Raw genomic sequence first — 20,839 nt, forward strand, 5'->3', positions numbered from 1 at the left:
CGTTTGACCGGACAGGTTCATTAACGACTTTTTATAGCACATTTTCTACCTAACGGGCAATGACCGTGTTACAATCGGGTAAGCGATTACAAGACAAAGGAGCTGGCTTCACGATGCATTGCCTGGAGCTGATCATCCCTCCGCTTCCGCAGTTGTTGACCATCGGCCATTCCTGCTGGGCACCGGGACAACAGCATGTGGCAAGATCCTTCAACGTGTACGACATGCTGTTTGTTCTGAAAGGGACTTTATATATGACCGAAGACGGTGTGCCCTACGAGATCAAGGAAGGCAGCATGCTTGTGCTGGAGCCAAACCGGATGCATATCGGGCATCGCCCCTGCGAGGAAGCGACCGAAATTTACTGGATCCATTTCGCCCATTCCGCCCCGGTCCGCACGATTGACAGCGGACAGATCTCATGGTCGATTCCTTTTGCCAAAGGGACGGTCGACGACCTTACTCCCCACCGGCAGGTGATGTACTTACCGAAATTTACGAATATACGCGCCACCGACGTTCTGCCGTTCCTGCAGCAGATGCTGGAGCTCCATCATACCTTGTCGCCCGCAAGCTCATTAACGCTCCAAACGCGGTTAGCCGGGCTGTTTGTTGAACTGCAGACGGCCGTAAGCAGTCAATTGGCTCCCCGGTCCAGGCTGCTCTGCGACCAAACGATCGCTTATTTGCAGCAGCATGTGACCCGCCCGTTTGACGCGAAGCATATGGAGCAGACCCTGCATTTCCATTTCGACTATCTCGCCCGCTGCCTGAAAAAATACACGGGGATGAGCCCGCTTCAATATTTGCATAACCTGCAGATGAAAAAGGCCAAGGCGCTGCTCGAGAGCACCGGGCTTTCCGTATCCGAAATCGGCCATCAGGTCGGGATTGAAAATACGAATTACTTCATTAGGCTGTTCCGCAAGCAATCGGGCTTTACCCCCGGGCAGTACCGTTCTTTCCGAATCGGCCGGGTATAACCCGGCCGGCTACTTGGCGGAATAATGCAGCGCGGAGCGATAATCGAGCGGCGTCATTCCTTTTTGCTTTTTGAACAGCGGAGCCGGCCAACCTCATGAGCGATCTGCTGCGCTTACCCCCGGGACAATACCGGCAGCAGCAGGCAGCGGAGAAGCTGCTCAACCATTTTTCATAATTTTCCTGTTGAAAGCTCATAATAGAGAACAAACTAGGAAATGAAGATGGTGATGTCATGACGTTATCCGGCGAGGAAATTAATTTATATTTGTCCGGTACCGAGGATTTGAAAACCGAACGCTTTGCCTTTCATAACCAAGCCTGCTCCATTCTTTATTTGGAATCCTTTGCGAAAATAGAGCTTATTCAATCCCTCATTGTATTGCCTTTGCTTGAGGATGGCATCGCTTCTCTTGAAGCTGTGTCAGGCATTCTCAAATCCTCGGATCTTTCTCTTATCGGCCAGTCTTTGTTGGACGGTTATTGCGCGGTCTTGTTGGAAAACCATCCGGAAGCCTATATGATCGCCGTTCCCCAATCTCATGGCCGCTCGATCGACGAGCCTTCTGCCGAACAGATCATTAAAGGCTCGCATGAAGGCTTTGTCGAGAATCTGAACACGAATATTTATTTGCTGCGTTACCGGGTCAAAAGCCCTCAATTCAAGGTGAAATATTTTTCCATTGGCACTCTCACCAATACCAAGGTTGCCATGGTCTATATGGAAAAGCTGGCCGATTCCAACATCGTGGAAGAATGCGAGAGACGGCTGAAATCCATTAATCTTACCCATCTCTATTCAACGGGCGAAGTGGATGAAATGATTGAGGAACATCCCATGTCTCCCTTTCCCCAATCGCTGCACACGGAGCGTACCGACCGGGCCGTGTCTTATTTATTGGAAGGAAAGATCAATATACTCGTCGACGGAAATCCAACGGTATTGATTCTTCCCATCACATTCTTCTCCTTCTATCAATCGCCGGATGATTATAACAGCAGGTGGATTACGGGCTCCTTTTTCCGGTTTATCCGGATGATCAGCTTTATTCTGGCGATCAGTCTGCCCGCCATCTATATCGCAATCGTGTCCTATCATTCGGAAGTGCTTCCTCCAGGGATTCTATATTCCGTTAAGGTCTCCCTGACCTATGTTCCGTTTCCCCCTATTGTAGAAGCGCTGGCCATGCAAATTATTCTCGAGTTATTGAAAGAAGCGTCGATCCGGCTCCCGTCTCCCATTGCCCAGACAATCGGGATAGTTGGAGGTCTGGTTATCGGAACCGCCGTCGTTGAGGCCCATCTCGTCTCCCATACGATGATAGTCGTCATTGGTTTGACGGCTATAGCGTCCTTCGCCGCTCCCTTAAACGAATTCGGAACGAGTCTTCGCATATTAGGCTTTCCGACGATGCTTGCCGCCTCTCTGTTCGGATTCTTCGGCATTTCCGTCATGATGATGGTCATCTTTATCCATTTATGCAAAATCGAGACCTTGGGCGTCCCTTATTTCGCTCCTTTTGGTCCTTTCCATGGCAAAGACAGCATGAAGGATATATTTCTTAGACTGCCGGTCTGGAAAACCGAACAAAATGCTCAAAAGAACGGCTCCCGCAAACAGTCCTTTACTCTAAGGTGGAAACGCCAATGAATATCTCCATTACGAACAGACAATTGTTTTTCTTGATCATCAAAACCCAAATCGGCATTGGCTTGTTATCTCTGCCTTCCGTCATTCAGAATACAGCCGGAGCGGACGCATGGATATCCGTGCTTTGTTCAGGGGTTATCATCCAGCTGATAATTCTGGTGTATTGGCATTTAATACGCACATATCCCGGAATAATCTTAAGCGAAATGACCGTGCTATTTTTCGGTAAATATGCCGGCAGAGTGGTCAATGTTATTTACTACTGCTTTTTTGTCGTTATTGCGGGATATGCATGCACCCTATATGTCAAGCTCATTAAAGTCTGGCTGCTCCCCTTGACCCCCGACTGGGTGCTGCTGCTGCTTATTCTCGGAGTCGGAATATACCTCGCCGTCGAAGATTTGCGGGTTATAGCCAGATTTTATGAAGTAGCCTCTGTTCTGTTCATCGTCTTGTTTGCCATGAGCCTGGCCACTTTCTTTAATAATGCGCATTTCTCGAATGTATTGCCAGTGGGACAAACGGGTATAGCCCAAATGGCTAAAGGGAGCGAGAAAACCTTTTTCGCCATGCTTGGCTTTGAGGTTATTCTCTTCTTTAGCGCCCAGGTTAAGGATACGCCTCGGGGCACCTTGAGAACCATATCGCTTGCCAACTGGTTTGTTACCTTGTTCTACGCCTATTTTGTTTTTATATGCTTGATCGGCTTTAGTCAGGAGGCCTTGTCCAAAATTAAGGAACCCGTCCTATTCCTGCTCAAAGGATTATCCTTTCAGCTCTTTGACCGTCTGGATTTAATCTTCCTGACGATATGGATCATTCCCATGTCAGCAACGATCGTTTCTTATTTAAGCCTGGCAGGCAAAAGCCTGGCTAGAAAGAGAAACGTTTATCAAAGAATGGTCTGGTTCAGCGGTGCGCTTATATTACTGCTGGGCAGCTACATGTCCGCGAGTGAGAGCCTCGAGACCTTCAGTAAATACATGGAATACAGCTATCTGGCGATGATTGCGGCCGTTCCCCTTCTGATGTGGATACTGTCCATCATGTTCCGAAGCTTTTATAAGAGGAGATTGACATGAAACGAAAGCTCATGCCTATTTTCTGCATGGTCATCTTGCTGCTTGCGCCCGGATGCTGGGATGCCCATTATTTAACCAACAAAAATTTAGTAAACGGGATTGCCATAGATACTGAAGACGACGGTCGAATTCTCGGGACGGTAAAAGCGATTATTCTGGAAAGCAAGGGCGGCGGTCAGTTTTACGTTAAAGATAAATTAGAGCGAGCGACGGGAGGCAGTATAACCGAGATCGGCCATAAAATTGACAGCATGCTTCCCGGGACCATTGAAGCTAATAAGGCATTCGTCATTATTATCGGCGATGAACTGGCGAAAAAAGGGATTATGCCGATTCTTGAGTTTTTTTACCGTTTACCCAAAGCATACCTGAATACAAAAGTATTAGTCGCAAAAGGCCGGGCTTACGAGATCTTAACGGTTCCGGAGGTAGAGAATAATCCGATAGCCTTTGACATTAAACAAATCGTGCTGGGTTCGGAAAGAACTACTCTTGTTCCCAATCAAACCTTATATTCCCTATGGAATCAAATCTCGGATCCGTCGGAAGATTCCGCATTGCCGATCATTCACAAGATACGCAAGAACACGTTGGTCATCGACCGTACGGGCCTGTTCAGCGGGGATGTTTTCACCGGGGTTACCTTAGGTCGTAACGACAGTATCCTGTTGCTGCTGCTGCAGGACAAGCTCAGCAAGGTAGCATGGCTGGATGTCCCGTTGGGGAGAAACGTGGTTTCCTTCGAAGTACGCAAGATGAAACGGAATTTCCGGGTTAAAGTTAATGACCGGACCAACGCGATTGAAGCAAAAATCCGGATTGATCTATACGGGAATATCGACAGCTATACCGGAAATCCCGACTGGACGGTCGATTCGAAGCCATTAAGCAAGGAACTGGAAAGCTCCCTTAACAAACAAGCGGCCAAAATCGCGGAGACGCTGCTGCAGGCGAATTGCGATGCTTTCGGGATTGGCCGCAAATTGAAAGTCAGCCATTCGAAGCTTTGGAAAGGCATGGACTGGAAGAACGCATATCCTCAAACCAAAATAACACCGGAGATTCATATCCATATTACAAGCACCGGGGTGCTTAAGTGACAGAGGATTGAAAGCCCCCATGATTGCGGGAATCATGGGGGCTATTAATTAAATGGCGCTCACCACTTCCGTATTCTGAATCAATGCGACCAGGTAAGCAAGCGTTAAGCCTTGACCCCAGCCTTGCACCCGCTTTTTGGAAATTACCTTGTAGTCGTCCGCCGAATACATAACCGCCGTGCCGGCGGATACATTCCGGACCGAACCGTCATCATCGATATTGGCGCGGATGCCATCGTAAGCTTTGGCCATGTAATTCTGATGCAGCGGATGCGCGTAAATCGTCAAGGCAGCGGCAATGCCGGCGGAAGCCGAGGTTTCCTCGTACGAAGTCTCGTCATTCAAGACCGTACGCCATAATCCGTCCGGAGACTGCAGTCTGACCAGAGAGCTTAACTGATCGCCAAGCGCTCCGCCAAGCTGCATCCACATCGGCATAAACGGATTAAGCATTTTATGAGCCTGCGCCATGGTGTAGGCCGCCCATGCATTCGCTCTGCCCCAATAGATGCCGGACAGATGATCTCCCCTTACATTATCCCATGCGTGGTAGAACAGATTCGTCTTTGTATCCTGCAAATATTCTTCATGCCAGTAGAATTGGTTAAGCGCGTCGTCGATATACTCCTTCTTGTCCAGCTTGAAGCCAAGTCTCAGCAGGAAATACGCCGCCATAAACAACGTATCCGCCCACGCCTGTTCCGGAAAATCGTTTTTGGACGATACGGTATGCTGAAATACCCCTTCTCCAAACCGGATGGCGTCCTTGCGCAAATATTCGGCTTTCATTAGAGCGAGATCCAGGTATTTCTGGTCGCCCGTCGCTTCATGCAGCGTCAGCATCGTATGCCCCATGGCACAAGAATTAACCATTAAGGCCGGCAGCCCCAGCTCCAAATATTCGTCCACCCATTTCACCAGAAAATCGATATACTCCTGATTTTTCGTTACTTCCCAAGCTTTGCTGATGCCGTAAAAGGCAACTCCGCAAGACCAGTTCCAGGTAAAATCCATATTCATCGTTCTGCGCACGACAAGATCAATCAGCTCTAATACGTCCTTTTGGTTCGCTTCAAATTTTTTCATTATCCAAACCTCCGTCTGAAATCGCTATCATACCCCAAGAGTAGCATGAATTTTACAAGGATTTCTCCGCATATATGGACAATTACTGCTTAAACCCCGCAATTATTGATATAATGATCATGCGAAGGTCCTTGAAAGGAGCTCCTCCCATTATGACGATTGCATCGCTTCCCAATAGGCTTCGGTTCGGTTCGATCAGCGAACCCTTGTGGATCGAATTCGACCGGAGAATCGGCTATCATTCCATGGACAATACCCATTATCACCGTTCGTACGAATTCTTTTACTTGTACAGCGGCGAGAGAAAGTTTTTTATACGCGATTCCGTCTATCAGATTCAGTCGGGCGATCTTATCCTCGTAAACTCTAACGAGGTTCACCGGACCTCCGAGCTTAGCCAGCCTAATCATGAACGGGTAGTGCTTCATTACGACCTGCCCTTCTTTGACGGATTGTTGCGGGAGGAGACGGAGCTGCTCCTGTCCCCTTTCGCTTCGGTGCATCCGATCATCAAGCTTAATCTGCAGGAACGCATGCAGCTGGAGGCTTTGTTCGAATCCCTGCTGCGCGAGCTGCACGAATGTCCGCCCGGCTATCGGCTGCATATCCGGAACATGGCCCTTGAATTGCTGCTGTTTACGGCCCGTCACGTTCAGAGACGCAAGGTGCAGCCATCCATCGAGCTTACTCCGGTTCAGCAGAAAATAACGGATGTCGTCCGCCATATCAATCAGCATTTCAGAGAGCCTTTGCCTCTTGACGAGCTGGCCAAGCGTTTCTTCATTAGCAAGGGACATCTTAGCCGCGTCTTTAAGGAGGTTACCGGCTTTGGCTACAGCCAATACATCAACGTTACCCGGATCAAGGAAGCGGAGCAGCTATTGAAGGAAACCGATTGGAGCATTACCCAAATATCCGAGCATTGCGGTTTCGAGAACTTTTCCCATTTCGGCAAGGTGTTCAAGGAGCTGTCCGGTCTATCCCCCCGCGATTACCGAAAGCTGGCGCAGCAACAAAATAACGGTTAAGCAGCTGCTTAACCGTTATTGGAAATGCGGGATAATCAAACGCCGTTTCGTCGGCGAAAATATCCTATAGTCTTTTATTGCAGCTTATTCTAAGCCTCTGTGCTTCAAAAACAAAGTGGAATTAATGACCAAACCTTCATCAGGTTCTGTCCGTCCAAGGATATGCCATCCTTCGCTTGCGAGAACCTCCTCGTCAATCGCCTCATACATAATCTGCTTCATTCCCTCCGCCGTACGCATAGCGACGAGGGGATCCGAAGCGGTGCGGCATATTTGTTCCAGCACTGCCTGCTTGTTTCTCACAAGACTAGCGACAAAGATCCGCTTGTACGAACCGTAATCGTAATGGGCGCCATTCTCCAATACGACCTTAATCTTCGATCCGAGACCGATATGCTCGAGCAACGAGCAAGACGCCTCGTAAGCCACCGCGTCCTTCTCCAGGCAGACAACCTCCACATCGCCAAGCAGATAGAAAATAATCGGGCTTAACGGCATCGGCCCGCTGCCTACAAACACAACGGGAGATTGCTCCAGGCGGCTATCCGGCATGGTAAAGCGGCGAAGAGTATCCAGTTCCTGCTTTACCAGCGCTATGTAAACCGGCCAATTCGGGAGATTTTTTAGGTTATCCAGTCCGAAAGCCAGGGCTTTGCAGGCTTGCCTGGAGTCGCTGAGCTCTGTCAGAAACTCGGCTTCCGAGAGCTTATCCTGCAGCTGACGCTGATGCTTTCGAATATACTCGTTGCTCAGCACGGCTTGTACCTCCTCCGGCAAATAACGGGAACGCAGCTGGGTGAAAATACGGCCAATAACGCCCGTAACCAATTGATTGGCCGGAGACAAATCTATTTCCTTCTGAAGAAGCTCGTTGGCTTCGCGGATAAAAGCGATAAAGTCGTCAACAACCTGCCATCTCGGCAGGCTGCTTGCGGATGCGGCCGTACCCGTAGAATAAACCTCCATTTACGCAACTCTCCTTCTTCCACATATATTCGAAATATATTCATTTCGCCCGGGATGTAGAAGGGAATCGGGACAAGCCGGCTCATTCCGGCAAAAGAAAGAGGCATCCATCTTCCCGATGAACAGGAACCGGATGCCTCATTGCTAGCCTTTAGTTACGACCGAACACCTTGAACTCCCATAACGAATAGCCGTACATCGTACCTCTTTGCGTGCCGTACATCCGTACATAACGGGCTGGCGTCTCATCAAAGTTAACGATGTCGGTGCCTCCGTCACCGGAAGTTGTGCTGTATACATCGGTCCAGTTCAAGCCGTCATCCGACACCTGGATCTTGTAGGCTTTACCGTATGCAACCTCCCAATCCAGCTTGACGCGGCTGATCGGGCTTGAAGCACCAAGATCGACCTGAATCCACTGCGGATCCGAGGAGTCGGAGGCCCAGCGGGTCTGGCCGTTTCCGTCATTGGCATCCGCGGCCGGGTGCGAACTCTCCGAAGAGGAGGCGGTTATCGCTTTGCCTTGCGCCAGTTCCGTCAGCTCCGGTCCGTCCGGCGGCGTTAGGTTCAGCTCCGGATTGGCAAGATCCAGCTTATACATCATCTGATTATAGTTGTAACGCGGCATGGCAGGCGCATTCGTAAACGTATTGGTGAAGGTCGCCTCGAAATAAAGATAACGTCCGCCGTCCTTAATGAAATACTCATGCTGGGAAGGGTTATAGAAAGAGTACTCGTTATGGGTAATAATTTTCTTGGCCAATTTCCATGGTCCGTTGGGCGCGGGCGCTTCCGCGAACCAGATTTCGCCCAGCAGCGACGTCTTGCCGAATTTCTCCTGACCAATCATGACATAGCTATGGCGGTAATCATTCCATTCGACGGAGCTTTGGGCAATTTGAACCTCATCGCCCGAATCGGCGTCCTTCAATTGGAAATAACGTTCATCATCCGCCTTGATTAAGCCTAATCCAATCAGCTCTTTCTCCTTTTCCTGAGTCAGCATTTGCGTGTTTTTCTTCCAGCCCCATACCAGCTTGCCTTCAGCGTCGCGTTCAAGCTGCGTGTTCGCCCCGGCATAAGTCGTCCCTGGCGCAAGCGGCGTAAAATACTCGTATTGGGTGTAATCCGCAATGGCATCCATCTTCGCCTCTACCCGAATATTCGGATACTCGTATTGCGTGAAAATATAATAGCCTTTGCCGCCATCCTCGTAGTACGTACCTTGACCGCCCATTCCCGCGTAACGCCAGTCGCTGGTACCCGGAAATTGGACCAGCTGCTCGAATTCTTGCTTCTCATCATTAAAGATCAGAATGCCGAAAGAACGAGGGTTGGGATCATGCGTGCTGTAAGCAGCAAGCAGGCGTTCCTCGCCGTTAACGTCCTTGACGGTCATCAGGCCAAAAATCCAGGCGATATTCGCACCGTCCGGAAGCGGCGGTACAAGGCTTTTTGCAAACCCGTCCTCGCGCGTTATATAGTCGAGATCGACGCCAACGTCGAGATCCAGCCCTTGCTCAGGCAGCTTCGACGTGGCTCCCGTCACGCGGAAGTTCCCAAGCGGATAAGAGGGCCGGTCCGTATCGCCCCAGAACCAGTACAGCTTATTTTTGTATTTAATGGTCTGCACGGAATCCTGGCCCATCACTTTCCCGTTTAGGAGCGGTTCTTCAATCGGCGGCGTCTCCCCAAGCATAACGGTGTCCCTGTAAATGCCTTGTCCGGTGACCCGGTACAGTCGTTCCGCGAGATTAATCCGGTTCATCTGAATGGTCACGTTTCCGCCCGGCGTTACGTCCACCGCCTGACCGCGGTAACCGAACATATCCGTCGGAACCTCGTAGCCATGACTGGCTATATGAAAAAAGACCGTTTCATTCATAAGTCCCGGCTCGTCGAAAGCAACGTTGCCGGCGCTGTCCGTATAGTAACGAATGTTGTTCGTCGTCTTCAGCTCCACGGCCGGAATCCCTCTTCCGGTCTCCGCGTCCACGACGTGAATTTTGAACAATTCCTGATTATAAACCTGGCTTTGCGCCGGCTTATCGGCAACGCTTGCCCCGGCTGCACCAGCCGTTGCTAAAGTTCCGGGGAGCAGAGCCCCAGCCAGCAGAACGCCGGCCATGATCCGGATGCGTAATCTCATTCCCATGTATAATCCCTCCGTTCCAGAATGATTAGTTTGAGCTCTGCCGAGTCCCGTACACCTCGAACTCCCTTACGGATAGCTTAGCGCCTCTTGGTATGGCGTACATTCGGACATATCTGGCTTTTGCATCCGCAAACGTAATGTCGTCCACGCCGCCGTCGCCGGCCTTGGTGTCGTATACGTCCTTCCACTTCGCCCCGTCATTTGAGATCTGAACCTGATAAGCCTTGCCGTAGGCAACTCCCCAATTCAGCACAACTCGGTTAATGCTGCTTGGCTCGCCAAGATCAACCTTCAGCCATTGCGGGCTTTTGGCAGCGGATGTCCAGGACGTCTCCGAGCTGCCGTCATTAGCCAGCTTCGCCGGCTGATTCTTTTCGTTTGAAGAGGAGGCAATCGGCTTGCCTTTTGCCAAATCCGTTGCCTGTGGCGTCAGCCCAAGATCCGGATTGGCAAGGTCGAGCTTATACATTATCTGATTGTAGTTGTAGCGCGGTGTTGGCTCGTGGTCGGTAAACGTATTGGTGTAAGTCGCTTCGAGGTAGATATAACGGCCTCCGGCTTTATCGAAAAACTCGTCATGAGCCGGGTTATAAAAGGTGTAGTTGTTATGCGTAATAATTTTTTTGGCCGTTGTCCATGGCCCTTCCGGCGCAGGCGCCTCCGCATACCACATCTCGCCAAGCCCCGATGTTGTTCCGCCCATTTGCTGGCCAAACAGAACATACTTCTGGCGGTAATCATTCCATTCAACGGAGCTGCCGGCAATCGTGACGTCGGCGCCGGTATCCACATCCTTGAGCTGGTAATAACGGGTATCCGTATCTTTTATTACTCCGAGTTTAGTAAGTTCTTTCTCCTCATCCTGCTTCAGCGGCGGCGTATTTTGCTTCCATCCCCAGACAAGCTTGCCCGAAGCGTCCCGTTCTAGCTGCGTATTGGCACCGCTGTACGTTGTCCCCGGCTTCAGAGGCGTAAAAGCTTCGTATTTCGTGTAGTCCTGAATCGCTTCATAAGTCGCCGGTACGCGAAGATTCGGCATCCGGTGCTCGGTGAACACCCAATATCCTTTTCCGTTTTCTTTGTAGTAGCTTGCTTGACCTCCCGGATGGCGCCAATCATTCTTGTCCGGGAACTGGACCAGCTGTTCGAATTGCTGCGTCTGATCATTAAACTGAAGAATGCCAAAGGCCGATAAATCCGGATTATGCGTGCTGTAACCGGCCAGCAGCCGCTCGCGTCCGCTTGAATCCTTGGCGGTCATCAATCCGAATACCCACGCAATGTTGGCGCCGTCCGGAAGAGGCGGCACCAGGCTTTTTACGAAGCCGTCGTCCTGCTTGAAATAGGTCAGATCAACGCCTACATCCGGGTCGAGTCCACCTTGTCCCGGAAGCATCGAGGTTGCGCCCGTTACCCGGAAGTTGCCCAGCGGGTAACGGGCGCGGTCCGTGTCGCCCCAGAACCAGTACAATTTATTGTTGTATTTAATGGTCTGGACGGAATCCTGGCCCATTACCTTCCCGTTCAGCACCGGTTCATGAATCGGCAGCGTCTTGCCGAGCAATAAGCTGTCCCGGTAAATGCCCTCGCCCGTCAGACGGTACAGCCGCTCCGCAATATTCACTCTGTCCATCGTCAGCGTAACGCTTCCTCCGGGCGTTACTTCAACAGCCTGTCCGCGATACCCGAACATATCCGCAGGAATCGTGTAGCCGTCGCTGGATAAATGAAAGAATACGGTCTCGTTCATAAGCCCTGCTTCTTTAAAGGCGACATAACCGGCACTGTCCGTATAGAAGGTCATGTTGTTTGTCGTCCTTAGTTCAACGGCCGGAATCCCCCGTCCGGTCTTGGAGTCGACAACCCGGATGCCAAAAGGCTGCTGGCTTTGGATTGGACTGGTCCCGCTGTTGCTTGCGGCGTTATCCGCCAGCATCGTCCCCGGGAATAAAGCCAGACTAAGCAGGATAGAGACTGCTATTCCGGTCGTTCTACGCAGCTTTGCATGCATACATGATCATCCTCCGATTGATTTCATTTGTTTGCGCAGCATGTTGATTCCGACTGCAAACTACGTCATCGCATCACCTCCCGAAAATAAAAGGAGCAGCATGCTGACCGCAGACTGCTCCTATTCGTTCTAAGATGAAATGACGTAAGTTTAAAGGCCGTTCTTTCGGAAAAATTCAAGACTGATTCCCGCGCTCTCCAGCGAAGAGGAAGAGAATGCTTCCTGCTCCACGAAGATGTACCGGATCCCGGCTTCCTCGGCAATTGGCAATACGCTCTCCAGATCAACGGAGCCTTTGCCTACCTCGGTATCCGTATGCCCCTCCACGAAATCCTTGAAGTGAACGAGGGGCACGCGTCCGCTGTACCTCTGCACGTAATCAACGGGCTTGCAGCCTGCCACATGAACCCAGCCTAGATCAAATTCCGCTATGAGATACTGCGCCGGAACAAGCTCCAGCAAATGATCCATGACCGGTTTGCCATTGACTAATTGAAACTCGAAGGCATGATTATGGTAACCGAAAGTCATTCCCGCCCCGGTTACTTTTCTTCCCGCTTCTTCGAGAATGCCGGCCAGCTTCAGCACATCTTTCCATTCCGGCTGCTCGGGCAGAGGAGCCCATGGCGCAACCATGTATTGCAGGCCGATCTCTTGCGCGTATTCGATCTGCTTATCGAGCTCAGCCGACCGGATAGCGGCATCCTCGGAAAAATTCAACCCGATATGAGCCGATGGCGCCTCCAAATCAAGCTCGGCAAGAAGCGCTTTAACCTCTTTGGCCGGCGTGTTGAAAAATCCCGCAAACTCTACCGCTTTATAGCCTAGCTGCGCAGCTTTGCGGATGGTGCCAAGAAAATCCCCCTCCGTTAAATCGCGCAGGGTATATAATTGAAGCCCCACAATCGGTTTTGCCACACTCGATCACTCCCGTCATTGCTAAATGGCATTCCTTATTTCGTCGCGCGTTGTGCGGCATCGTTATAAATTTGCAGCACTTTATCGATATCGCCCATTTTCTTCAGTTTATCGATGAATTTGGACCAATCGTCAAAGCTGTTTTTCCCGGAAACAAATTTCGCTTGTTCTTCGGTAACAAAGGTTTTAACGGGGTTCATGATTTCGGAAATCTTTTGGCTTTCTTCTTGCGTGAATTGAATGCTAGGCTCGCTGTACCAGGATGGAACATAATCATTCTGCGGCATTGGCAGACTTCTTAAGTACGGCGATTTCTCAATCGGGACCTCTTCGTATTTGCCGTCGAAGTAGGTGTAATCTGTAGCCGCAAAGTCAACGAATGCTTTGGAATCGTTAACCATTTGCAGGCCGGGATTATAGTTTTTGCTTGCCCGAATTCCGTACTTGTCGCCGACCAGCCATGGATCCGGCGCTTTTTTAAATTCGTCCGTAAAGGTTTGCGCGCCGTCCGCCCCAACCGTATACGTCGTTCCTTCGATTCCCCAGGTAATCAAGTTCATCATTTTGTCCGTATATTGATAGTCAATGAATTTGATCAGATCCTCCGCCACTTTTGTTTTGGCGTTAATACAGAACTGAGCCCAGCCCAAATCAGGCGTATTGCCGTTTGCAACCTCCTGCCAAGCTGTTCCGTAATCCGGATTATTCGGGTAAAGAGTAACCGCGAATACTTTCCCGTCATTAAGCGTTCTCGTATATTCGGCCGGAGTCGTGAACCATTGCGTCAGCCATATGAAGTTATCGCCATTTAGCGCTTTGCGTTTCAGCGTATCGTCCGTATCGATGGTATACTCCGGATCCAGCAGCTTCTCGGCGTACAACTTGTTGGCGAACTGGAGCGCATCCCTGTATCCGTCTTGAAGAACGCCGTATACGTATTTGCTGCCATCCCAATAAATATCATCCTTCACATGGTCTGCGGCGAACAAGGAACGCAAGCTGTTCCATCTTGTTGCAATCGGATATTTATCCGGGTACAGCTCCTTCAGCTTCTTGGCTGCCTGATACACGTCATCCCAGGTCTCGGGAATCTTGATATTGTTTTGCTGGAAAATATCATATCGGTACGAGGACGTATTCTGGATCAGCATGCCTTTATCGGCAGGAAACCTTGGCGTTGACGTTTCTTTGAAGGTATACATCTTGCCTTCGGCGTTAGTTACCCGGGTCAAACCGTTCTTGACCTTGCTCAAATAATTCATATAGTTAGGCATCAGGTCTTTATATTGGCTCAGCTCCAGGATCTGGCCCTGCTCCGCCATTTCGGTCGTATCATAGAACAATGGAGTAACGAAGAAGTCCGGCAAATCATTGCTCGCAATCATTAGTTTCAGCTTCTCGTCATACTCGGAAGAAGGAATATAGTTGAAATCAATGTTGACCTTTCTGCCCATATAGGCTTCCATTTCCTTCTGCCATTCTTTCCCCATCATGCTATTCTCGTTGTCAACGCCATTGGACGGCAGCGCTACCGAGAAGCTCAAAGGCTTGCTGTCCGTCTTGCCCGCCCCCGTATTCGTGCCGGAAGTCTCGTTAGGCGCATTGTTAGTATTGTTGTTTGTACAGCCCGTTACTGCCAGTGCCAACGCGGAAGCCAAAAGCAAAGACATCGTTTTTGTCTTTCTTTTCATACAAACCCCTCCTGATAAATAATTGGTGTACAGCATGTCGTAAGGCTTACGGATTGCTTGCCGTCCTTTCACCTCCACAGCAGGATTCCTGCATTCCCTTCCCTGCACGGTTTGTCTTCGTTCCCTACCCTTTAATCGAGCCTACCAGTACCCCTTTTGTGAAATGCTTTTGGAAGAAAGGATATATGCACATAATCGGGAACATCGTGATAATAATGACGCTCATTCGTACGGCCTGCGGGTCGAGCGAGTCCCCCGATTGATTAATCGCGACATTGCCGGCGCCGACCCTTCCCGCAATCGCATTGGTATCCAGGGTAAACAAATAGTTTCTCAGTACCATCTGGAGCGGATATTTATCCTGATCCTGCAGATAGACTAAGGCTTCAAACCAGCTGTTCCAGCTTCCCACAAGCCCAAACAAAGCGAAGGTTGCAAGCAAGGCCTTGGATAAAGGCAGAACAATCTTGAACAAGACGATAAGATCGTTGGCGCCGTCCATCAAGGCAGACTCTTTTAGCTCGGCAGGTATATTATGAAAGAAGGTTCGGAACAAAAAGACGTTATACGCCCCGATAGCCCCGGGAAGAATCATGACCCACATCGTATCCAGCATGTGCATGCTGCGCATCAGCAAATAGGTAGGAATCAAGCCTCCGCCAAAAAACATCGTAATCATTAGAAAGATGGTAAGAAACTTCTTCCCGACAAAGGTCTGGACGGTAAGGGGGTAGGCCATCAACGAGGTAAACAGCAGCATCAGCCCCGTTGACCCAACCGCGTATATAATCGAGTTTAGATAACCCTTGAAGATAAAAGGATCCTTAAATACGGTCGTATAAGCTTCCACATTGAAGCCCTTCGGCCAGACCGACACGCTTCCCGACGAGATATAACGGGTACTGCTCACGGAAGTCGCGATAATGTTCAGAATCGGATACAGGATAGCGACCATAATCAACAGCATTACAAAGATGTTTACCGCATCAAACGTTCTGGAACCCAAGCTCACCTTTTTCATTGCTTACCCTCTCCTAGAACAAACTTGTATCCGAAACCTTGCGGCTGATCCAATTGGTCAGATACAGAATAACGAAGGATATGACGGACATGAACAAGCCGATTGCCGTTGTATACTCGTATTGCGCTCCCAAAATCCCTTGACGGTACACGTAGGAGCCGATAACGTCCGCTACGCTGTAGGTTTCAGGCGAATAGAGCAATATAATCTTCTGGAAGTCCGAGCCTAGTATTCCGCCAACGGCGAATATGAGCAATATAACGGTTGTGGATCTTAATGACGGCCAAGTAATATGTACGATTTTTTTCCAACGGTTGGCGCCGTCCACTTCCGCTACGTCATACAGGGTAGGATCTATGCCGCTTAATGCAGCCAGATAGATGATGGTTCCAAAGCCCACACCCTGCCAGATCCCCGAAGAGATAAAGATGGTTCTGAAATAACCCGGCTCCAAGAGAAACATCACCGGCGATCCGCCGAAGAAGGAAATGATATCGTTAAAGAGTCCGTCCCTAGCCGTAAATTCCTTGATCATGCCGGCGACAATAACAACGGAGATGAAATGGGGAAAATACGAAACGGTTTGCACAATCTTTTTAAACCTTTTGTTCCGAAGCTCGTTAAACAGCAAAGCGAGAATGATAGGTGCCGGAAATGACCAAAGCAACGTATATAGGCCAAGCAGCAACGTATTTTTTAATACCCTGAACGCGAGCGGATCATGGAAGAAGGTATTGAAGTATTTAAACCCCACCCATGGGCTGTCCATAATGCCTTTGACTACGCTGTACTTTTTGAATGCAATCAGAATGCCGTACATCGGAAAGTAATTAAAAATCAGAACCGTTAGAAATCCCGGCAAAACCATCAAGTACAAATAACGATGTCTATTAATCCGCGACCATAAGCTTTTATTGGTTGTTTCCAAAAAAACACCCCTTCAATAGCCTTATCAAATTAGTATACCAACCAAAAATTTCTACAACCAAACAATTGGAAGAGACAGGGAAATACTCTAATTGGAAGCGTATTCATTTTTAAGCCTAATCAACAACGCTTCCTGTCCCATCCTATAAAGGTACCGAACTGACCGCAATGTTTTCCTAGAAGGGAGCAGTACCACAAAGAAAACGGATTGATAGGGAACGGCTTACCTCCCCTCTTTACCTTGTTATACTATGTTAAAATTAACACATACTTTTTTGGACGTCAATACAGTTTTTTTCCTGCATTTTTCTATTTTTTTAGGCGAACTTAACGTGAGTTAGTATGCAAAGCCCATTCGATAAGCTTAAAGCCTGATTTACTTAAGAGGGTTTAGCACGATTCCGAATCGGATAAGATAAGGCGCCTTGGGGAACTCTCCCCGAGGCGCCTTATTCGTCAGCCCTTCATCCGCTCCCATTCAAAGCCAAGCTCTTGAAGCAATGCCCTCGCAATGATCATGTGGCCGGACAAGCCCGGATGCACCCGGTCGGAAGCGATAGCCGTAGGATGCACGTATTCGAACTGCGGGGCAAACGCCGCTTGGATATCGATAAACCCGGCGCCCGTTCTGACCGCCACCCTTCTTGCAGCCAATCCGTATTCATCCATCCGTTTGCGCATCCGGTCCTCCGGATTAGGCTCCAGATAGAACGGCGTCATGATAACAAGCCCCTGCACGTCCGGCAGTGCAGACTTCACCAATTGCTCCAGCGTCCGCTCGTATTCCTCCAGCAGCACATGCGATTCGGGAATATTCGGCTGATCGAAATACCGCCATACGTCATTGATGCCGATCATAACCGTCAGCCAATCCGGCTTCAGATCAAGCACGTCCGTCTGCCATCTTGCCTTCAAATCCCTTACGGTATTGCCTCCGATGCCCATATTGGTTACACGGATCGACAGCTCGGGATAAGCGGTCTGCAGCAAGGCGTCCACAAGCGCGACATACCCTTTGCCAACGCCTTGGAACAAGCCTTCTCCTTGCGGGAATTTACGCTCGCAATCGGTAATCGAGTCGCCGATAACAACCAGTCTTTGCCCTTGCTTTAGCTTCATGAATACGCTACCTCCCTTGTTTTAGCGCAAAACGGATGGTCTTGACTTCAAATGGCCGGAAATGCAAGTTAATAAGCTCATTGGCAACCGGCAGCTCGGCTTGGTTAGCTTCCAGCATATCGGTCTCAAACGCGGCGGAGTAGGACAACCCGGCGCGGACGCCGCAAGACACGGAAGAACCCGTACTCTCGTACAAGCGTACGATCCAATCCCCGGAACCGTCCTCGGCCAGCTTAACCGTCTCCGCCAGAACACCGGACTGGTCGATTTGCAGAAGTGATTGCTGGTCCACGCGGCCTGCACCGCTTAAGGCGCTAACCGGATAATTAAGCTCGTAGGCTTCCCGGATCACCCGGCTGCCTTGGAAGGCTCCTTCCCAGAACAAGAAACCGTAAGTAAATTGATGCGTTCCTTGATCGGAGGTTTCGTCCGGATAAGACGGCGAGCGAAGAAGCGTCATGCTTAACGTATTGCCCTTGACGGCTATTCCGTACTTGCAGTCGTTCAGCAGCGCAAAGCCGCGTCCCGTCTCGGCAAGCGCCGTCCATTTATGCTGGCTTACCTCGAAACGGTCCGCATCGTGAGGCCTGGAGGCATGATTAGGCCTGCGCACGTAACCGAACTGGATTTCCTGCATCGATTCATTGGCATGCAGCCGGACCGGAAAATCAACGCGCAGCATTTTGTTCTTCTCCCGCCATTCAACCGTTGTCCGGAATTCAACCCTTCGGCTGCCGGCTTCCATTCGGATATCCTGTACAACCGTCGACTGGTTGAGCTTCCGCCGGACGCGAACGTTGGCAAAAAGCGGCCCATTGGCGGTAACCGTTATTTCCGCCTGTTCCTCCAGTTCAACCTTGGAAGCCCGGTAACGGCGGTCAATCTCCCACGCGTCAAAGGCAGACGGCTGATCCCGGTACATAGCAAGCGCATTGCAGGAATCGGCTGCCCATTCCACGCCCGTCTGCTTGTCTACGATACTGGTGATTTCACCTATGCCGTTTATCGCTATCGCCATGAATTCATTTTCCATGCGCGAAGTTGTGGCAGACACAGCTGACTGAGATACCATAAGCTCCGGCTGGCTATTACCGACGGCAGCATAAGCCGCCCATCCCATGGATGGAGTCTCTAACCGGGCATATCCAACCCCGTCATGCCATTGTACGGGTACCGGCTGACCGGAACGATCCGCAACCGCAGCAACCCCGACGGGCAACGCAACCAGCTCGGATCGATTCCAGGACAGGGAATTAAATACGGTAACCCCTTCCCGCTCAGGCTCTACAAGCGCAGCTTTAGCCTCATCGGCCATTTCGTAGATGATCTCATGCAGCTTGGTTAGTTCCGCTTGCGCTTCTTCATGAACCCGGTGAATCGAGGTTCCCGGCAGAATGTCGTGGAAGTGATGAAGCAGGAGCTGCTTCCACAAGCCATCCAGCTTCTCGTAGGGATACGGCTTCATCCGGAACAGCTGTGCGGCAGCAGCCCAAAGCTCGTATTCGCGGAATCCGATTTCCGTCTTCCGGTTCAACCGCTTCAGCTTCGCCTGCGTCGTATAGGTTCCCCGGTGCGCCGGATAATACAGCTCTCCTACGTATCTCGCATCCGGAAGCCCCCTTGCTTGCTGGTCCTCGAAATAATCGATCGGCGAGCTTTGTCTTGTCCGCGGAACGCCTTCCAGATTGTCGAGCCTGCGCAGAAACTCGAGATCATCCCGGTTCGCGCCGCCTCCGCCGTCTCCATGTCCGTACTGGACAAGCCGGGTCGCAATGCCATCCTTCTGCACGCGGTCGTTCCACTGACCAATCAGGAATGAAGGATTGACCCGGATCGGGAAATCGCCGTAGTCCAGCAGATGCGTCAGAATCTCCGACCCGTCGATCCCTTCCCACATAAACGTGTTGTAAGGGAACGGATCAACGACATTCTCATAAGTCTGGAACATTTTGACGGAAGCAAAATAACGGATCCCGCAGCCCTTCATAATTTGCGGCATATTGCCGGAATAACCAAAGACGTCGGGCAGCCACAGCATCTCGTTGTCCTTGCCGAACTCCTCCATGAAGAACCGCTTGCCATGAAGAAACTGGCGGATCAAGCTCTCCCCACCCGCCAGATTCGTATCCGACTCGACCCACATGCCGCCTTCCGGAATGATTCGCCCTTCCGCCACTCTCCGCTTGATGCGGGAGTAGAGCTCCGGATAAAGCTCTTTAACGATCCGGAATAGATACGGCTGGCTTTGGGTGTACGTATATTCCGGATATTCATCCATAAGCGCCAGCTGGTTGGACATCGTGCGGGCAATTTTCCGTTTCGTCTCTTCAATCGGCCAGAGCCAGGCAATATCAAGATGGGACTGGCCCATCAGATACAGCAGCGGTGAGGTGGATCCGTTCACGCAGGATAGGAGCGGCTCCATCAGCCTGCGGCAGCCGTTAACGTTCTCCGCCAGCTCCGGACCCTCAAGTCCAAGATCAAGCTTGGCAATGACATTCGTCAAGCAACGGTTAATGTCGGCAGCGCGCAGGGAGTTCGCATCCGTATGTTGAAGAACCTGCCACAAGCATTCCAGATCGATGAAGAATTGATAGACTTCCTCTTCGAACCGGCACAAATAGGATTCGCCAAATACCGGCTGCTCGCCGGAGTGGCCGGCATAAGCTTCGGCCGCAAGCTCGTAGCGCTCGCCTTCCCGCGCATGACGGGTTAAGGTCACGTCATGATGCTGCAGATCGAGCGCTCCGCTCACAACCCCGTTTACGTAAAGAGTGGCTTCCGAGCCAAAGTCCGCGAGCACGACCAGCCGTTTGCCTTCCGTCCCCTCGGGAACAACGAGGCTGCTGCGAAGCCAAGCGTACGTCCAGCTGCTTCCCCAGCGATCCCCGACGCTTATAGGCTCAAAAGATCGGGAATCGATATCGGAATAAGAAAGACGTTCTCCGGTAACAAAGCAAGTAAATTCAACGATGGATAATTTCTTGTAAATAAACTTCTGCTTTACCCTTAGCAGCTTCTCAACCTGATACTGAATTTCTTTTCTCGTATTCAATTCCAGTTTCACATCCTATGGTTTTCGTCTTTATTGTAACGACTATCG

The 20,839-nt window shown here is 50.5% G+C and carries 15 protein-coding genes; 5 read left to right on the forward strand and 10 right to left on the reverse strand.

The features are described 5' to 3' along the window. Nucleotides 1-113: 113 nt before the first annotated feature. The 4 genes from EV294_RS11665 to EV294_RS11680 all read left to right on the forward strand — a co-directional run bounded on the left by EV294_RS11665 (nucleotide 114) and on the right by EV294_RS11680 (nucleotide 4,814). Nucleotides 114-983, forward strand: a complete 870-nt coding sequence (locus tag EV294_RS11665) for a helix-turn-helix transcriptional regulator (RefSeq protein ID WP_132306906.1) — start codon at nucleotides 114-116, stop codon at nucleotides 981-983. Nucleotides 984-1,216: 233 nt separating this feature from the next. Then, entirely contained in the window at nucleotides 1,217-2,632 is a 1,416-nt protein-coding gene (locus EV294_RS11670; protein WP_132306908.1) for a spore germination protein, read from the forward strand. Then, nucleotides 2,629-3,714 (forward strand): GerAB/ArcD/ProY family transporter, encoded by a 1,086-nt coding sequence (locus tag EV294_RS11675; protein WP_132306910.1) that lies wholly within the window; start codon nucleotides 2,629-2,631, stop codon nucleotides 3,712-3,714. The genes EV294_RS11670 and EV294_RS11675 overlap by 4 nt, the downstream gene beginning before the upstream one ends. After that, a complete protein-coding gene (locus EV294_RS11680; RefSeq protein WP_132306912.1) occupies nucleotides 3,711-4,814 on the forward strand; it encodes a Ger(x)C family spore germination protein in 1,104 nt (367 codons plus the stop codon). The genes EV294_RS11675 and EV294_RS11680 overlap by 4 nt, the downstream gene beginning before the upstream one ends. A 48-nt stretch (nucleotides 4,815-4,862) precedes the next feature. Here EV294_RS11680 and EV294_RS11685 read toward each other — a convergent pair whose 3' ends face one another. Beyond that, the gene (locus EV294_RS11685; protein ID WP_132306914.1) at nucleotides 4,863-5,900 is read right to left on the reverse strand and encodes a glycoside hydrolase family 88/105 protein; all 1,038 of its coding nucleotides are present in this window, start codon (nucleotides 5,898-5,900) and stop codon (nucleotides 4,863-4,865) included. A gap of 152 nt (nucleotides 5,901-6,052) precedes the next feature. Between EV294_RS11685 and EV294_RS11690 the strand changes: the two genes are divergently transcribed. Beyond that, a complete protein-coding gene (locus EV294_RS11690) occupies nucleotides 6,053-6,928 on the forward strand; it encodes an AraC family transcriptional regulator (RefSeq protein ID WP_132306916.1) in 876 nt (291 codons plus the stop codon). 84 nt (nucleotides 6,929-7,012) lie between these two features. Here EV294_RS11690 and EV294_RS11695 read toward each other — a convergent pair whose 3' ends face one another. The 9 genes from EV294_RS11695 to EV294_RS11735 form a co-directional block, all read right to left on the reverse strand. After that, on the reverse strand, nucleotides 7,013-7,894 hold the full coding sequence (locus EV294_RS11695) for a nicotianamine synthase family protein (RefSeq protein ID WP_132306918.1): 882 nt from the start codon (nucleotides 7,892-7,894) through the stop codon (nucleotides 7,013-7,015). A 151-nt stretch (nucleotides 7,895-8,045) separates the two neighbouring features. Continuing rightward, entirely contained in the window at nucleotides 8,046-10,049 is a 2,004-nt protein-coding gene (locus tag EV294_RS11700; RefSeq protein ID WP_132306920.1) for a discoidin domain-containing protein, read from the reverse strand. 25 nt (nucleotides 10,050-10,074) lie between these two features. Continuing rightward, nucleotides 10,075-12,060 (reverse strand): discoidin domain-containing protein, encoded by a 1,986-nt coding sequence (locus EV294_RS11705; protein WP_132306922.1) that lies wholly within the window; start codon nucleotides 12,058-12,060, stop codon nucleotides 10,075-10,077. Between the two features lie 150 nt (nucleotides 12,061-12,210). Further along, nucleotides 12,211-12,978, reverse strand: coding sequence for a sugar phosphate isomerase/epimerase family protein (locus EV294_RS11710; RefSeq protein ID WP_132306924.1), 768 nt, complete (start codon nucleotides 12,976-12,978; stop codon nucleotides 12,211-12,213). Nucleotides 12,979-13,013: 35 nt separating this feature from the next. Continuing rightward, entirely contained in the window at nucleotides 13,014-14,669 is a 1,656-nt protein-coding gene (locus EV294_RS11715; RefSeq protein WP_132306926.1) for an extracellular solute-binding protein, read from the reverse strand. 124 nt (nucleotides 14,670-14,793) lie between these two features. After that, nucleotides 14,794-15,690 carry a carbohydrate ABC transporter permease gene (locus EV294_RS11720; RefSeq protein ID WP_132306928.1) on the reverse strand — a complete coding sequence of 299 codons (897 nt, stop codon included), beginning with the start codon at nucleotides 15,688-15,690 and terminating at the stop codon, nucleotides 14,794-14,796. A gap of 13 nt (nucleotides 15,691-15,703) precedes the next feature. Beyond that, nucleotides 15,704-16,618 carry an ABC transporter permease gene (locus EV294_RS11725; protein ID WP_132306930.1) on the reverse strand — a complete coding sequence of 305 codons (915 nt, stop codon included), beginning with the start codon at nucleotides 16,616-16,618 and terminating at the stop codon, nucleotides 15,704-15,706. Between the two features lie 455 nt (nucleotides 16,619-17,073). Continuing rightward, the gene (locus EV294_RS11730; protein WP_132306932.1) at nucleotides 17,074-17,736 is read right to left on the reverse strand and encodes an SGNH/GDSL hydrolase family protein; all 663 of its coding nucleotides are present in this window, start codon (nucleotides 17,734-17,736) and stop codon (nucleotides 17,074-17,076) included. Nucleotides 17,737-17,743: 7 nt separating this feature from the next. After that, entirely contained in the window at nucleotides 17,744-20,791 is a 3,048-nt protein-coding gene (locus EV294_RS11735; protein ID WP_132306934.1) for an alpha-mannosidase, read from the reverse strand. Nucleotides 20,792-20,839 lie beyond the last annotated feature (48 nt).

Source organism: Paenibacillus sp. BK033, from assembly GCF_004345425.1.
Classification (GTDB): Bacteria; Bacillota; Bacilli; order Paenibacillales; family Paenibacillaceae; genus Pristimantibacillus.

Excerpts from the sequence above, each read along its gene's own strand:
- EV294_RS11670 (WP_132306908.1), top strand. The coding sequence starts at position 1,217 with ATGACGTTATCCGGCGAGGAAATTAATTTATATTTGTCCGGTACCGAG.
- EV294_RS11675 (WP_132306910.1), top strand. The coding sequence starts at position 2,629 with ATGAATATCTCCATTACGAACAGACAATTGTTTTTCTTGATCATCAAA.
- EV294_RS11700 (WP_132306920.1), bottom strand. The coding sequence starts at position 10,049 with ATGGGAATGAGATTACGCATCCGGATCATGGCCGGCGTTCTGCTGGCT.
- EV294_RS11705 (WP_132306922.1), bottom strand. The coding sequence starts at position 12,060 with ATGCATGCAAAGCTGCGTAGAACGACCGGAATAGCAGTCTCTATCCTG.
- EV294_RS11690 (WP_132306916.1), top strand. The coding sequence starts at position 6,053 with ATGACGATTGCATCGCTTCCCAATAGGCTTCGGTTCGGTTCGATCAGC.
- EV294_RS11720 (WP_132306928.1), bottom strand. The coding sequence starts at position 15,690 with ATGAAAAAGGTGAGCTTGGGTTCCAGAACGTTTGATGCGGTAAACATC.
- EV294_RS11665 (WP_132306906.1), top strand. The coding sequence starts at position 114 with ATGCATTGCCTGGAGCTGATCATCCCTCCGCTTCCGCAGTTGTTGACC.
- EV294_RS11715 (WP_132306926.1), bottom strand. The coding sequence starts at position 14,669 with ATGAAAAGAAAGACAAAAACGATGTCTTTGCTTTTGGCTTCCGCGTTG.
- EV294_RS11730 (WP_132306932.1), bottom strand. The coding sequence starts at position 17,736 with ATGAAGCTAAAGCAAGGGCAAAGACTGGTTGTTATCGGCGACTCGATT.
- EV294_RS11685 (WP_132306914.1), bottom strand. The coding sequence starts at position 5,900 with ATGAAAAAATTTGAAGCGAACCAAAAGGACGTATTAGAGCTGATTGAT.
- EV294_RS11680 (WP_132306912.1), top strand. The coding sequence starts at position 3,711 with ATGAAACGAAAGCTCATGCCTATTTTCTGCATGGTCATCTTGCTGCTT.
- EV294_RS11695 (WP_132306918.1), bottom strand. The coding sequence starts at position 7,894 with ATGGAGGTTTATTCTACGGGTACGGCCGCATCCGCAAGCAGCCTGCCG.